Annotated in this window: 9 protein-coding genes; 5 read left to right on the top strand and 4 right to left on the bottom strand. The window is 70.2% G+C overall.

The features are described 5' to 3' along the window. The first annotated feature begins 118 nt into the window (after nt 1-118). Entirely contained in the window at nt 119-670 is a 552-nt protein-coding gene (locus OG310_RS11825) for an isochorismatase family protein (protein WP_329455840.1), read from the top strand. 187 nt (nt 671-857) lie between these two features. Here OG310_RS11825 and OG310_RS11820 read toward each other — a convergent pair whose 3' ends face one another. The 4 genes from OG310_RS11820 to OG310_RS11805 all read right to left on the bottom strand — a co-directional run bounded on the left by OG310_RS11820 (nt 858) and on the right by OG310_RS11805 (nt 5,073). Further along, on the bottom strand, nt 858-1,736 hold the full coding sequence (locus OG310_RS11820; RefSeq protein ID WP_329455839.1) for a succinate dehydrogenase/fumarate reductase iron-sulfur subunit: 879 nt from the start codon (nt 1,734-1,736) through the stop codon (nt 858-860). Beyond that, entirely contained in the window at nt 1,733-3,724 is a 1,992-nt protein-coding gene (locus tag OG310_RS11815; protein ID WP_329455838.1) for a fumarate reductase/succinate dehydrogenase flavoprotein subunit, read from the bottom strand. Before OG310_RS11815 ends, OG310_RS11820 begins: the two co-directional genes overlap by 4 nt. Before the next feature lie 90 nt (nt 3,725-3,814). Next, nucleotides 3,815-4,663 carry a hypothetical protein gene (locus OG310_RS11810; RefSeq protein ID WP_329455837.1) on the bottom strand — a complete coding sequence of 283 codons (849 nt, stop codon included), beginning with the start codon at nt 4,661-4,663 and terminating at the stop codon, nt 3,815-3,817. A gap of 182 nt (nt 4,664-4,845) precedes the next feature. Then, nucleotides 4,846-5,073, bottom strand: coding sequence for a hypothetical protein (locus tag OG310_RS11805; protein ID WP_329455836.1), 228 nt, complete (start codon nt 5,071-5,073; stop codon nt 4,846-4,848). A gap of 265 nt (nt 5,074-5,338) precedes the next feature. Between OG310_RS11805 and OG310_RS11800 the strand changes: the two genes are divergently transcribed. The 4 genes from OG310_RS11800 to OG310_RS11785 all read left to right on the top strand — a co-directional run bounded on the left by OG310_RS11800 (nt 5,339) and on the right by OG310_RS11785 (nt 14,201). Then, a complete protein-coding gene (locus tag OG310_RS11800; RefSeq protein WP_329455835.1) occupies nt 5,339-7,789 on the top strand; it encodes an ABC transporter family substrate-binding protein in 2,451 nt (816 codons plus the stop codon). 979 nt (nt 7,790-8,768) lie between these two features. Beyond that, complete coding sequence (typA, locus tag OG310_RS11795; RefSeq protein WP_329455834.1) at nt 8,769-10,640, top strand: translational GTPase TypA; 1,872 nt, start codon at nt 8,769-8,771, stop codon at nt 10,638-10,640. Nucleotides 10,641-11,255: 615 nt separating this feature from the next. Further along, complete coding sequence (locus OG310_RS11790; RefSeq protein ID WP_443078613.1) at nt 11,256-12,287, top strand: ABC transporter permease; 1,032 nt, start codon at nt 11,256-11,258, stop codon at nt 12,285-12,287. A gap of 111 nt (nt 12,288-12,398) precedes the next feature. Continuing rightward, a complete protein-coding gene (locus OG310_RS11785; RefSeq protein ID WP_329455833.1) occupies nt 12,399-14,201 on the top strand; it encodes an ABC transporter substrate-binding protein in 1,803 nt (600 codons plus the stop codon). The last annotated feature ends 103 nt before the right edge of the window (nt 14,202-14,304 follow it).

The raw sequence follows: 14,304 nt of genomic DNA, 5'->3' as shown, positions 1-14,304 counted from the left end.
CCCCGGCGGGCGTGATGCGGACGCATCCGGCACACCGGGACATATCGAACAGAGCCGGGCGGGGACATCCTCCGCGCGGCGCCGTACGAAGCACCAAATCCAAGGAGAAAAGCCTCAGATGAGCGCCACCACCCTCGACCCCAAGACCGCCCTGGTCGTCGTCGACCTGCAGAAGGGGATCGTCTCCCTGCCCACCGTCCACCCCGCCGACGAAGTGGTGGAGCGCTCCGCGCGCCTGGCCGCCGCGTTCCGCGCCAAGGGCCTGCCCGTCGTGCTCGTCCGCGTCACCGGCGGGGCCCCCGGCCGCACCGAGGGCGCGTCCGGCGGCGGGCAGCCGCCGGCCGACTGGGCCGACCTGGTCGAAGGGCTCGGCCGGCAGGACAGCGACATCGTCGTCACCAAGCAGGTCTGGGGCGCCTTCCACGGCACCGACCTGGACCTCCAGCTGCGCCGCCGGGGCGTGACGCAGGTCGTGCTGAGCGGCATCGCGACCAGCATCGGCGTGGAGAACACCGCGCGGGCGGCGTACGAGCACGGCTACAACGTCACCGTCGCGACGGACGCCGTCACCGACATGGACGCCGAGACGCACCGCAACGCCGTGGAGCGGGTCTTCCCCCGCCTGGGCGAGACGGACACCACCGACGCGATCATCAAGCTGCTCGGCTGACCGTCCGCCGCTCGCGGTACGCGCCGCGCGGGCGCGTGGCCGCCGACCGCCACGCACCGGGGCCCGCCTCCGCCGATTCCGGCGGGCGCGGGCCCTTCGGCGCTTCGGTGCTTTGGCGCGCGAGGTTCGGCGCGCGGTTCCGGCGCGGGCGCGGTGGGTGTGGCAGGGCGGGGACGGCCGGGGCGGGTCAGGTGCCGGTGCCGGTGTCGGTGTCGCGTCCGCGCCGCAGGATCTTGTTGCCCAGCCAGACCAGCGGGTCGTACGCCCGGTCCGCCGCCCGCTCCTTGAGCGGGATGAGGGCGTTGTCCGTGATCCTGATGCCCTCCGGGCACACCTCGGTGCAGCACTTGGTGACGTTGCAGAAGCCGAGGCCGTGCTCGTCCTGGGCCGTCCGCTTGCGGTCGAGCCCCGCCTCCTCGGCGGCGTCGAGCGGGTGCATGTCCAGTTCCGCGACGCGCATCAGATAGCGGGGCCCGGCGAACGCTGTCTTGTTCTCCTCGTGGTCGCGTACGACGTGGCAGGTGTTCTGGCACAGGTAGCACTCGATGCACTTGCGGAACTCCTGCGAGCGGTCCACGTCGACCTGCGCCATCCGGTAGTCGCCCGCCGCCACTCCCGGCGGCGGGACGAACGCCGGTATCTCCCGGGCCTTCTCGTAGTTGAACGACACGTCCGTCACCAGGTCGCGCATGACGGGGAAGGCGCGCAACGGTGTCACGGTGACCGTCTCGTCCCGCCCGAAGACCGACATGCGCGTCATGCACATCAGCCGGGGCCGCCCGTTGACCTCCGCGCTGCACGAACCGCACTTGCCCGCCTTGCAGTTCCAGCGCACCGCCAGGTCGGCCGCCTGCGTCGCCTGGATGCGGTGGATGATGTCGAGGACGACCTCGCCGTCGTGCACGTCGACGGTGAAGTCCACCAGGGCGCCGCCGTCCGCATCGCCCCGCCACACCCGGAAGTGCGCGGCGTACGCCGTGCCGGACGGGCCGGCGCCCCCGCCCGCGGCCGTGCCGGAACCTGTCCCCGTGCCGGAGTCCGTCCCCGTACCCGCGTGTGTGCTCACTCGTGGATCTCCTCTTCGGCCAGGTACTTGACCAGCTCCTCCTTCTCGAAGAGGGCGAGCAGGTCGGGACGGATCGGCGGGGTCTCCTGCCGGGTCAGCGTGATCTGGCCGTGCTCGGGACCGGTGGCGTCCGGGGCGCCGGGACCGCTCAGCGCGCAGTGCAGATTGACCCGGCGCCAGCGTGCCTCCATGTCCGGCCGGTCCTCGCGGGTGTGGCCGCCGCGGCTCTCCGTGCGCTCCAGCGCGGCACGCGCCACGCACTCGCTGACGAGCAGCATGTTGCGCAGGTCGAGTGCCAGGTGCCAGCCGGGGTTGAACTGCCGGTGCCCCTCGACGCCCGCGCGCCGCGCCCGTACCCGCAGTTTCCCGAGCCGCTCCAGCGCCTCCTCCATCTCACCCGCCCGCCGGATGATGCCGACCAGGTCGTTCATCGTCTGCTGGAGTTCCTGATGGAGCGTGTACGGGTTCTCGGCGGGCGCGGTCCCGGTGGCGCCCGCGGACCCGGGCGCGGTGCCCGCGCCGCTCCCGTCGCCGGTCGCGCCCTCCTCCGCGCTGAACGGCCGCAGCGCCTCCGCGGCCGCCGCGTCCACCTGGTCCTCGTCGATCCGGGGGCGCTCGGGGAGCGCCGCGGCGTACCCGGCCGCGCCCAGTCCCGCCCGGCGGCCGAACACCAGCAGGTCGGAGAGCGAGTTGCCGCCGAGCCGGTTGGAGCCGTGCATGCCGCCCGCGACCTCGCCGGCCGCGTACAGACCCGGCACGCCGAGCGCGGCGGCGGAGTCCGAGTCGACGGCCACGCCGCCCATCACGTAGTGGCAGGTCGGGCCGACCTCCATCGCCTCCGTGGTGATGTCGACGTCCGCGAGTTCCTTGAACTGGTGGTACATCGACGGCAGCCGGCGCCGGATCCGGTCGGGCGTCATCCGCGTCGAGACGTCGAGGAAGACCCCGCCGTGCGGCGAGCCGCGGCCCGCCTTCACCTCGGAGTTGATGGCGCGGGCGACCTCGTCGCGGGGGAGCAGTTCGGGTGGGCGGCGGTTGTTGTCGGCGTCCTCGTACCAGCGGTCGCCCTCCTCCTCGGACTCCGCGTACTGCTCCTTGAAGACGTCGGGCACGTAGTCGAACATGAAGCGCTTGCCCTCGGCGTTGCGCAGGACCCCGCCGTCGCCTCGTACGGACTCCGTGACCAGCAGGCCCTTCACGGACGGCGGCCAGATCATGCCCGTCGGGTGGAACTGCACGAACTCCATGTTGATCAGCGGCGCCCCGGCCAGCAGCGCCAGCGCGTGTCCGTCGCCCGTGTACTCCCACGAGTTCGAGGTGACCTTGAAGGACTTGCCGATGCCACCGGTCGCGAGGACGACGGCGGGCGCTTCGAGCACGAAGAACCTGCCCGACTCCCGCTCGTAGCAGAAGGCGCCCGACACCCGGTCGCCGCCCTTCGGGCCCTGATCCTTCAGGATCCGCGTGACCGTGCACTCCTGGAAGACCTTCAGCCGGGACTCGTACTCCCCGGTCTCGCGGAAGTCCTCCTGCTGGAGCGAGACGATCTTCTGCTGGAGCGTACGGATCAGCTCAAGTCCTGTGCGGTCGCCGACGTGCGCGAGGCGCGGGAACTGGTGCCCGCCGAAGTTGCGCTGGGAGATCCGCCCGTCGGGCGTACGGTCGAACAGCGCACCCCACGTCTCCAGTTCCCACACCCTCTCGGGTGCCTCCTTGGCGTGCAGCTCCGCCATCCGCCACTGGTTGAGGAACTTGCCGCCGCGCAGGGTGTCCCGGAAGTGCACCTGCCAGTTGTCGCCGGAGTTCACATTGCCCATGGACGCGGCGATGCCGCCCTCGGCCATCACCGTGTGGGCCTTGCCGAACAGGGACTTGCAGATCACGGCCGTACGGGCGCCCGCCTCGCGGGCGGCGATCGCGGCCCGCAGCCCGGCACCGCCCGCCCCGACGACCACGACGTCCCACTGGCCTCGTTCCGGTTGCGTCATTTCTGGTGGCTCTCCCTGCGATTGCCTGCTGGTCCGACGGGCGTGCTCCGACGGGCGTGCTCCGACGGTCGTGGTCCGGACGGTCGTGGTCTAGAAGAAGCGCGGATCGGCGAAGACCCCGGAGGCGACCAGGTACACATAGAAGTCGGCGACGGCGACGCTGATCAGCGACGCCCAGGCCAGCTGCATGTGCCGGGCGTTCAGCTTCCCCACGAGGCCCCACAGCCGGTAGCGCACCGGGTGCCGGGAGAAATGCCGCAGCCGGCCGCCGATCAGGTGGCGGCAGGAGTGGCACGAGAGGGTGTACGCCCAGATCAGCGCGATGTTGGCGACGAAGACGAGCGAGCCGAGGCCCATGTGGCCGAAGGCCCCGTGCGCGTCGCGGAACGCCAGCACGGTGTCGTACGTCAGGATGCCCGCGACCAGCAGCGCGAAGTAGAAGAAGTACCGGTGGACGTTCTGGAGGATCAGCGGCAGCCGCGTCTCGCCGCTGTACTTCGCGTGCGGCTCGGCCACGGCGCAGGCGGGCGGCGAGGACCAGAAGGCCCGGTAGTACGCCTTGCGGTAGTAGTAGCAGGTCAGCCGGAAGCCCAGCGGGAAGATCAGGACGAGCAGGGCCGGGGACAGTCCCCACCAACTGCCGAAGACGTCCCAGTCGGCGCCGCCCTTCATGGGGACGCAGTCGTGCGCGACGCACGGCGAGTAGAAGGGTGAGACGTAGGGCGCCGCGTAGTAGTCGGCGTTCGCGAACGCCCGCCAGACCGAGTACGCGATGAAGCCGAGCAGTCCCGCCGCCGTCACCGCGGGCTGCAGCCACCAGCGGTCGGTGCGCAGATGGCGGGCCGCGATGGCGGCGCGCCCGGCGCCGCGCACGCCCGTACCCGTGGTGGCGGGGGTGGTGGGAGGGGTGGTGCGAGGAGGTTCCGTGCCGGTGGCCAAGACGTCTCCCAGGTGAGGGGTCTCCCAGGGGCTTTCGTGCGGACGGGCCGGATCAGGGAGCGGGGTCCGGTGCGGTGGATCGCGGAGGGGAGGGCGGAGCCACGACGCGGCCCCGGGACCCGGCGCGTACGGAGCGCGGCGGGGTGCCGCGCGCGCGGGCGGGCCCGGCTCGGCCGGGGCCGCTATGGCGCCCGGTGGTCGCGTACCCCCAGGCCCTCGTCGTCCGAGTCCGTCCACAGCGTGCTGTCGTACGGCGTGTCGGGGATGGTGACCAGGTCGACGCGGTCGGCCGAGCGGGGCCCGTACCGGTCCTCCGGAAGCTGCGCGAGGCTCTGTTCCAGGCGTCCGACCGTGCGGACGAGGTCGTCGAGGCAGCGTCGTACGGCGGTGAGTTCGTCCTGCAGGGACATGGGTCGTTCCCTCACTTCCGCGGTCGCGGTGGCGTGCGGGGTTTCCCGGGGGGTGCGGGCCCCGGGTGGCTCTTCGTGCGCGTACAGGAGTGTTCCGCGTCACATCCCGCTTGGGAAGACCGTGTGCGCGAATGGGCCGCACGGGTGGCGTTGGGGGCGTGTGCCGCCGTGTCGACCGCCCCCTGACCGCACGGGCCACTTCAGTGGGAGGGCATAGGTGTGATCATCTCTAAATTCCACAAAACAGGATGAAGAGGTACAAGTCATGTCCCAGGTCGGCGCCCCACGCGGGAGGACGTGCTCCGGGCGGACATGCCCCCGGACGTTCCGCTCCGTCGCGCTCCTCACCACCGGTGTCCTCGCCCTGCCCGTCCTGTCCGCGTGCAGCTCGGACCACGACAACGGCAACCCCGCGGCCGTCGACATCTCCCCGGCCTCCCGCGGCTCGCTCGCGCAGGGCGGCACCCTGAAGTGGGCCGTCGACACGGTGCCCGCGACGCTCAACGCCTTCCAGGCGGACGCCGACTCCACGACCGGCCGGATCGCGGACGCCGTACTGCCCTCGCTGTACACACTGGACAAGAACGGCGCGCCGAAGGCGGACTCCGACTACCTGGAGTCTGCGAAGGTCATCGACCGCGAGCCCAAGCAGGTGGTGGAGTACAAGCTCAACCAGGCCGCCGTGTGGAGCGACGGCCGGGAGATCGGCGCCCCCGACTTCGTGGCCCAGTGGCAGGCGCTGCGCGGCCGCAACTCCGCCTTCTGGACGGCCAGGAACACCGGCTACGACCGGATCGAGAAGATCCAGCGCGGCAAGGACAACCTGGACGTCAAGGTCACCTTCAGCAAGCCCTACGCGGACTGGAAGTCGCTGTTCACGCCCCTGTACCCGAAGGACGTGATGGCCACCCCCAGCGCGTTCAACGACGGCGCCCGGGCCGCGCTGAAGGTCTCCGCGGGCCCCTTCGAGGTCAAGTCCGTCGACCGGAAGGACAAGGAGACCACCCTCGTGCGCAACCCCCACTGGTGGGGAGCGCCCGCGAAGCTCGACTCGGTCGTGCTGCGCGCCGTCCCGATGGACGGGCGCGCGACGGCGCTCGCCGCGGGCGACCTGGACGTCGCCGACGTCGACACCGGCCTGGCGGAACGTGTCTCCTCCGCGTCGGGCCCGGCCGGCACCGCCGCCGCCCGGCCCGCCCAGGGCGCCCCAGGGGCGCAGGGTGCGCACGGCGGGCAGGCTGCCAAGCCCAACGCCAAGGAGAAGGCCGAGGAGGCGCGCCGCGTCGCCGCCGCCAAGGCCGCCACGGAAGCGCAGGCCGCGAAGCTCAAGGGCAAGGAGCTCGCCGCCTTCAGGACCGAGCAGAAGTCGCTGAAGGCGTTCTCCGTGCGCAAGTCGCTGGAGCCCGCCTACACACAGCTCGCGATGAACGGGGAGACCGGGCCGCTCGCGGACGACCGCGTACGGCGTGCCGTCGCCCGGGCCATCGACCGGCAAAAGCTCGCCGACACCGTGCTCAAGCCGCTGGGCCTGCCCGCGAGGACGCTCGGCAGTCACCTCGCCGTCGCGGGTCAGCCCGCGTACGCGGACGCCAGTGACGCACTCGGCAAGCCGGACAAGCACGAGGCCCAGGCGCTGCTCGCGGACGCGGGCTGGACGCCGGAAGGCGCCCGCGAAGTGCCGAAGAACAGCACGAAGGCCGGCAGCGAGGGCAAGAAGACCGACGCCGACGCGCACGGCGAGAAGGCCGACGAGAAGAAGGGCTCGGGCGGCGCGGACAAGCCGGGCAAGGGCGACGCGTCCGAGGACACCAAGAAGGACAGCGCCAAGAAGGGCGACACGGGCGGCAGCGCGTCCGACGACAAGCCCGCCGAGCAGCAGCCCGGCGGGATGGCCGGCGCCTACGCGCCGCGTGGCACGGCAGCCCCGTCCGGCACGGCATCCCCGTCCGGCACAGCTTCGCCGTCCGGCACGGCATCCCCGTCCACCACGGCCTCGCCGTCCCGTACGGCATCGCCCGGCACCGCCACCCCGTCCACGACGGCGTCGCCCGGCAGTGCCCCGAAGGGCGGCCCGCTCGGCAAGGGCGGCAAGCCGCTGACGCTCCGCTTCGTCCTGCCCGCCGGCCAGGGCTCCGAGCAGCTGCGCGCCGTAGGGGACCGCATCGGCACGATGCTCGACAAGGTCGGCATCAAGACCGAGATCACCAAGGTCCCGGACAGCAGCTTCTTCAAGGACTACATCGCGTCGGGCTCCTACGACCTCGCCCTGTACTCCTGGCCGGCGAGCGCCTACCCGGCGACCGACGGACGGCCGATCTACGCGAAGCCGCAGCCCGCGGCCGACGGATCGCTGATGGTGGAGCAGAACTACACCCGTGTCGGCACGGACCGTATCGACCAGCTGTTCGATCAGGCGGCCGGTGAGCTGAACGCGAGCAAGGAGGACACGCTGCTCAAGCAGGCCGACGCCCGCATCTGGGCCGCCGCCGGCTCCATCCCGCTCTACCAGCGGCCCGAGCTGGTGGCCGCGCGCAAGGACGTCAAGAACGTGGGGGCCTTCGGCTTCCAGACGCCGCGCTACCAGGACATCGGCTTCACCACCCTCAAGGGCCACTCGGGGGCCGAGGCGGAGAAGGCGAAGGCCAAGGCGAAGGCGGCGGCGCAGGGCAAGGACGACGAGGCCGGCGACGAGGACTCGTCCGACGACGACTCCTGACCGCCTGACCGCCTGACCGTCTGACCCCGGACCGGCCCGAACGGGCCAGGACCGGGCCGTACGGGCCCTGAACCAGCAAGGACCGGCTCCGCACCGACCCCGGCCCGGCCCCGCGCGCGAATCCGCGCGGGGCCGGGCCGGGGTCTTGTGGTGTCCCCCGCGCGGACTCAGGCCTGACGCAGTCGAGCCCGCCCGGCCCGGGCCTCCCGCAGCGATCCGCGCGGACCCGGGCCTCGGAACTCCCCCGCGTTCACCCCGGGGACCCGGCTTCGTGGAGGTCCCTCGGGTCGCCCGACCCCCGAAGCGCACCAGCCCCTGTCCCCGAAGCTCCCCAGGCTCCCTGTCCCCAGAGCTCCCCGAAGCAGAGCTCCCCGGCGGTCCCCGGGCCGCCGATCACCGGAGCGGAGGCCCCCGGCCCCGCCGCGGGGATCTGAAGTTCTGGGGAAGAGCAGGCGTCCCGGCGGGGCTCGGGCCGAAAACCACGGACGAAGAAAGGGCCCGCACGTCCGAGAGGGCCCCGCACAGGGGCCCAAACCGCTTGCCCGCGCCTCTCCCCGGCGGGCAAGCTCGTGTCCGAGTCCCTGACCCGAGCTCGCCCTGTCCGCTCCATCGCGCCCCCGCCCGCATCCTCCGCCGGTCGCGGACCGGCGCCCCGGGCCGGCCCCCTCGCCCGCCCCGCGTCCGACCGCCCACGTGGCCCCTGAGCAGGCAGGACCCGCTTTCGCGGTCCCGGCCGTCCGCCGCCGCCCCCGCTCGCCGCACCGGCCTGTGCGAAGCCCCGGCGAGGGCCGCCAAGGAGCCCCGCGACCCGCTCCGCGGCCCCGTTCCCGGTGGGCTCCGGCCCCCTGCCCACTCGGCCGGGCGGGCCCGGGGTCCCCGGGCCCCGTACGATGGAGGGAGCCGTGGCGTGACGCCCGGCGGGCGGACGGAGCAGAACGACAGCCGCCTCATCCCACGATCGAGAGAAGCGCCAGTCAGCATGCCCACGCGCCACGACATTCGTAACGTCGCCATCGTCGCCCACGTCGACCACGGCAAGACCACCCTGGTCGACGCCATGCTGAAGCAGGCCGGTGCCTTCGCCGCCCACGCCGCCGAGCACCTCGACGAGCGGATGATGGACTCGAACGACCTGGAGCGTGAGAAGGGCATCACGATCCTGGCCAAGAACACGGCCGTGAAGTACCACCCGAAGGATGGCGGCGACGTCATCACCATCAACATCATCGACACCCCCGGCCACGCCGACTTCGGTGGTGAGGTCGAGCGCGGCCTGTCGATGGTCGACGCGGTGGTGCTGCTGGTCGACGCCTCCGAGGGCCCCCTCCCGCAGACCCGGTTCGTGCTGCGCAAGGCGCTGTCCGCCCGGATGCCGGTCATCCTGTGCATCAACAAGACGGACCGCCCCGACTCCCGGATCGCCGAGGTCGTCGACGAGACGTACGACCTGTTCCTGGACCTGGACGCGGACGAGGACCAGATCGAGTTCCCCATCGTCTACGCCTGCGCGCGTGACGGCGTCGCGTCGCTGACCAAGCCGGAGGACGGCACCGTCCCCGCCGACAGCGACAGCCTGGAGCCGTTCTTCTCCACGATCCTGGCGCACGTCCCGGCCCCGGAGTACGACGAGGCCGCGCCGCTGCAGGCCCACGTCACCAACCTCGACGCCGACAACTTCCTCGGCCGGATCGCCCTGTGCCGGGTCGAGCAGGGCGAGCTGAAGAAGGGGCAGACCGTCACGTGGATCAAGCGCGACGGCACGATGTCCAACGTCCGCATCACCGAGCTGATGATGACCGAGGCGCTCACCCGCAGGCCCGCCGAGAAGGCCGGCCCCGGTGACATCTGCGCCATCGCCGGTATCCCGGACATCATGATCGGCGAGACGCTGGCCGACCCCGAGAACCCGATCGCGCTGCCGCTGATCACGGTCGACGAGCCGGCCATCTCCATGACGATCGGCACCAACACCTCGCCGCTCGTCGGCAAGGGCGGCAAGGGCCACAAGGTCACCGCCCGCCAGGTGAAGGACCGCCTCGACCGCGAGCTGGTCGGTAACGTCTCGCTGCGCGTCCTGGACACCGAGCGCCCCGACGCCTGGGAGGTGCAGGGCCGCGGTGAGCTGGCGCTGGCCATCCTGGTCGAGCAGATGCGCCGTGAGGGCTTCGAGCTGACCGTCGGCAAGCCGGAGGTCGTCACCAAGCAGATCGACGGCAAGACGCACGAGCCGATCGAGCGCATGACGATCGACAGCCCCGAGGAGCACCTCGGCGCGATCACCCAGCTCATGGCGACCCGCAAGGGCCGCATGGAGACCATGACGAACCACGGCTCCGGCTGGGTGCGCATGGAGTGGATCGTCCCGTCCCGCGGCCTCATCGGCTTCCGTACGGAGTTCCTCACCCAGACCCGCGGCACGGGCATCGCGCACTCCCTCTTCGAGGGCCACGAGCCGTGGTTCGGCGAGCTGCGCACCCGCCACAACGGCTCGCTCGTCGCGGACCGCTCGGGCGTGGTGACGCCGTTCGCGATGGTCAACCTGCAGGAGCGCGGTGTCATCTTCACCGAGGCCGGCACCGAGGTCTACGAGGGCATGATCGTCGGCGAGAACTCACGCGCCGACGACATGGACGTGAACATCACCAAGGAGAAGAAGCTCACCAACATGCGTGCCGCCTCCGCGGACACCACGGAGAACGTGGTCCCGGCGCGGAAGCTGTCGCTGGAGCAGTCGCTGGAGTTCTGCCGCGACGACGAGTGCGTCGAGGTGACTCCGGAGACTGTCCGCATCCGCAAGGTCGTCCTGGACCAGAAGGAGCGCGGTCGCGCCGCCTCGCGCGCCAAGCGCTGACGCTCCTGACGCACTCCTGACGCCCCCCGGGGGGCCTGGGCGGGGCCCGTGGGCCCCGCCCGCGGCCACCGGCCTGTCCGGGGCCGCGTAGGCGCACGGAGCGGCAGGAACCGGCGTGGTACGGGCAACGGCCCGGCCCTGCCGCACGGCATCGCCCGTGCGGCAGGGCCGGGCCGTTTAATATCCCGGACCAAGCCTCTGAGCAAATCATTTTTCTCTGAATGCCGTCCGGATTCCGGACGTCGCTCTCCGGAACATATGTTAACGGTCCGTTTCGGGGGTGTCTGTCTGGACTAAGTTTGTCCGGATTTCGGGCGGACGCCCTTGGTCGATGTTGTCAAAACGAGACCCTTTAAGTGTGGTTTACGGCCCGGTCGTACTTAATAGTTGGCTCCATTGAGCTCGGGTCAATGGGTCATGCGCTGTGGGGGGCGACGACTCACGAGCACACTGAGGGCAGGCAACTGGCGCGTAGGCACCGCTGAGTCAGCGCGCGTAGATGACTGCCCTTCTCGTAAGTGACAAGTGGACTCATGAGGAGGACCCCATGCGCGGTGCCATACGCACCACACGGGTCGGGCGCGCGATGGTGATCCCCACGGGGGAAGTGCGATCGTGACAAGTCCAGTTCAGACCGAAGACACCTCGGTCCCCGGCGGGTCCGGTCCCGACGTCCTGACGAAGGACGGCGCCCAGGAGACAAAGCCCAGTGAGGGCCTGTCTCCCGGTCAGTTGATGTGGATGCGTTTCAAGCGCGACCGCACCGGGATCATTTCGGCCTGTGTCGTGATCTTCTTCTTCCTGATCGCGATTCTCGCCCCCGTCATCAGCAAGCTGTACGGGAAGGATCCGTACACGCTCTACGGGCAGAACAGCCTGACTCTGCTCAACGAGTTCAACATGCCTTCCGGCGCGTTCGGTGGCGCGTCCGGCAGTCACTGGTTCGGCATCGAGCCGAACCTCGGCCGCGACGTGTTCATGCAACTGCTGTACGGCATGCGCACGTCGATCTACACGGCACTCGGCGCCACCGTGGTCGTCGTGGTCCTCGGGGTGCTGATCGGCCTGTTGGGCGGTTACCTCGGCGGCGCCGTGGACTTCTGGCTCGGCAGGTTCACCGACCTTCTGCTCGGTTTCCCCTCGCAGCTGTTCATGATCGCCTCGATGCCCGTCATCACGGCCGCGTTCGTCAAGCCGGACGAGAACACCCCGGTCTGGCTACGGGCCGGCGCGATCATCTTCGTCACCGGCATCCTGGGCTGGATGGGCCTCGCCCGTCTGGTCAGAGCCGCCACGCTCACCATGCGCGACCGCGAGTTCGTGGAAGCGGCGAAGATCTCCGGTGCTTCACCCTGGCGCATCATCCGCAAGGAGCTGCTGCCGAACCTCTGGTCACCGATCCTGGTCCAGGCGACGCTCCAGCTCCCCTCGAACGTTCTGAACGTCGCGTTCCTCTCCTTCGTCGGTGTCGGCTTCGTCGAGCCCACCCCGGACTGGGGCCGCATGTTCTCGAACGGTGCGGGGTTCATCCAGCAGGACCCGGCGTACATGCTCTACCCGGGCGCCGCGATGGTCATCTTCGTGCTGGCCTTCAATCTCCTCGGCGACTCCGTCCGAGACGCCTTCGACCCGAAGTCCGGGCGCTGACACTCCCGTCGGTACCCCGCTGAGGGGATCGCTGCCCTCAGGGCGCCGGATTCAGGCCGCGCGCACAAGCAGCACAGCCCGATCACTACTGACAGATAGGTACTCACCACCATGAGGATCTTTGGCTCGCGCAGAACCCAGGCTGCGGTCATAGCCGTTGCCGCAGGGTCGCTGGCGCTCACCGCGTGCGGCGGCAGCGACGGGGGCAGCAAGGGGCAGCCCAAGACGCAGACCCAGTCGGACGCGAAGAAGCTGAGCCAGCCGGTTGCCTTCGGCGATGCCCAGCAGTCCACGGGGCCGGCCCCCGCGGAGGCCGGTGCCCACAGCGGCGGCACCATGCAGGTCTACCAGCAGGCCGACTTCTCGCACCTGGACCCGGGCCAGACCTACGTCAGTGACGGCAAGGTCCTCGACCGCCTGCTGCAGCGCGGTCTGACGCAGTACTCCCAGGACGCCAGCGGCAAGCTCACCGTGGTCGGCGACCTCGCCACCGACTCCGGCAAGCAGACCGACGGCGGCAAGACCTGGACGTACACGCTGAAGGACGGCATCAAGGACCAGAACGGCAACGCGATCACGTCGGCCACCATCCGGCACTCGGTCGAGCGGCTGTACGCGTCCTTCGAGACCGACGGCCCGACGTACCTCCAGCAGTGGCTCTCCGGCGCCGGCACCACGTACCGCAAGGCCCTCCCGGGCGGCGGCTACGACGGCAAGCACCTGCCCGACTCGGTGCTCGCCACGCCCGACGCGAAGACCATCGTCTTCCACTTCAAGACGGCGGAGCCCGACCTGCCGCAGGCGCTCACGATGCCCGGCTACTCGGCCGTGCCGATCAAGGGCGACACGAAGCAGAAGTACGACCAGATGCCGCTGTCGACCGGTCCTTACAAGATCGCGGACTACAAGCCCGGCAAGTCGATGACGCTGGTCAAGAACCCGCAGTGGGACCCGAAGACGGACTCGGTGCGCCACCAGTACGTCAACGGGTTCAACATCCAGGTCAACGTCCAGAACGAGGACCAGACCAAGTCGATCCTCGCGGACCGCGGCACGGACCAGAACGCCATGCAGTGGACCGGTGCCGTCGAGACCACGCAGGTCCCGAACGTGACCGGCAGCAAGGCCGCCATGGCCCGCACGATCCAGGGCTACCAGCCCTACGTGTGGCAGATGAACTTCAACATGGACCGCATCAAGGACAAGCGGATCCGTGACGCCATCACGTACGCCATGCCGAGCGCCCAGATCTACAAGCTCGACGGTGGCGCGTTCGGTGGCGAGGTGGCCAACAGCCTGCTGGCCCCGACCGTCCCCGGCTTCGACGCGAAGTACGACCCCTTCGGCAAGCTGAAGAAGCCCAACGGTGACCTCGTCAAGGCCAAGGCCCTGATCAAGGCCGCGCACGCCGAGGGCAAGAAGGTCGTCTACGCCTACGCGAACACCCAGATCCGCCAGCAGCAGTCGGTGATCATCACCAACATGCTGAAGGCGATCGGTCTCGACCCCGTCACCAAGGAGGTCGACAACCAGAGCTGGTACGAGCAGATGGGCAAGCTCAAGAACGGCATGGACCTCTACATGACCGGTTGGGGTCAGGACTGGCCGTCCGCCTCCACCGTCATCCCGCCGACGTACGACGGGTCCAACCTGCAGGACGGGTCCTCGGACTACTCGCACATCAACGACCCGAAGGTCAACGCCGACATCGCGGCCGCTGAGAAGATCACCGACCCGACGAAGGCCCAGGCGGCCTGGGCGGCGATCAACAAGGACATCATGGAGCGGGTCAACCCGGCCGCCCCGGTCTACTACACCAAGACGTTCCAGATCTTCGGATCCAACGTCGGTGGGCTGCGCTACTCGAACGACTCGAACGAGGTCGACGTGACGCAGGTCTTCCTGAAGAAGTAACACGTTCAGGAAGTAACAGCCCGTAAGGCCTGTCCCGATGGTGCGCACCCGGCGGAGTGCGCGCCATCGGGGTACCGGGCCAGCGTTTCCGAGTCTCGACTCC

Source organism: Streptomyces sp. NBC_01497 (assembly GCF_036250695.1).
GTDB lineage: Bacteria > Actinomycetota > Actinomycetes > Streptomycetales > Streptomycetaceae > Streptomyces.
The sequence above is the reverse complement of the archived record's forward strand: the minus strand, read 5'-3'. Positions and strand labels throughout refer to the sequence as shown.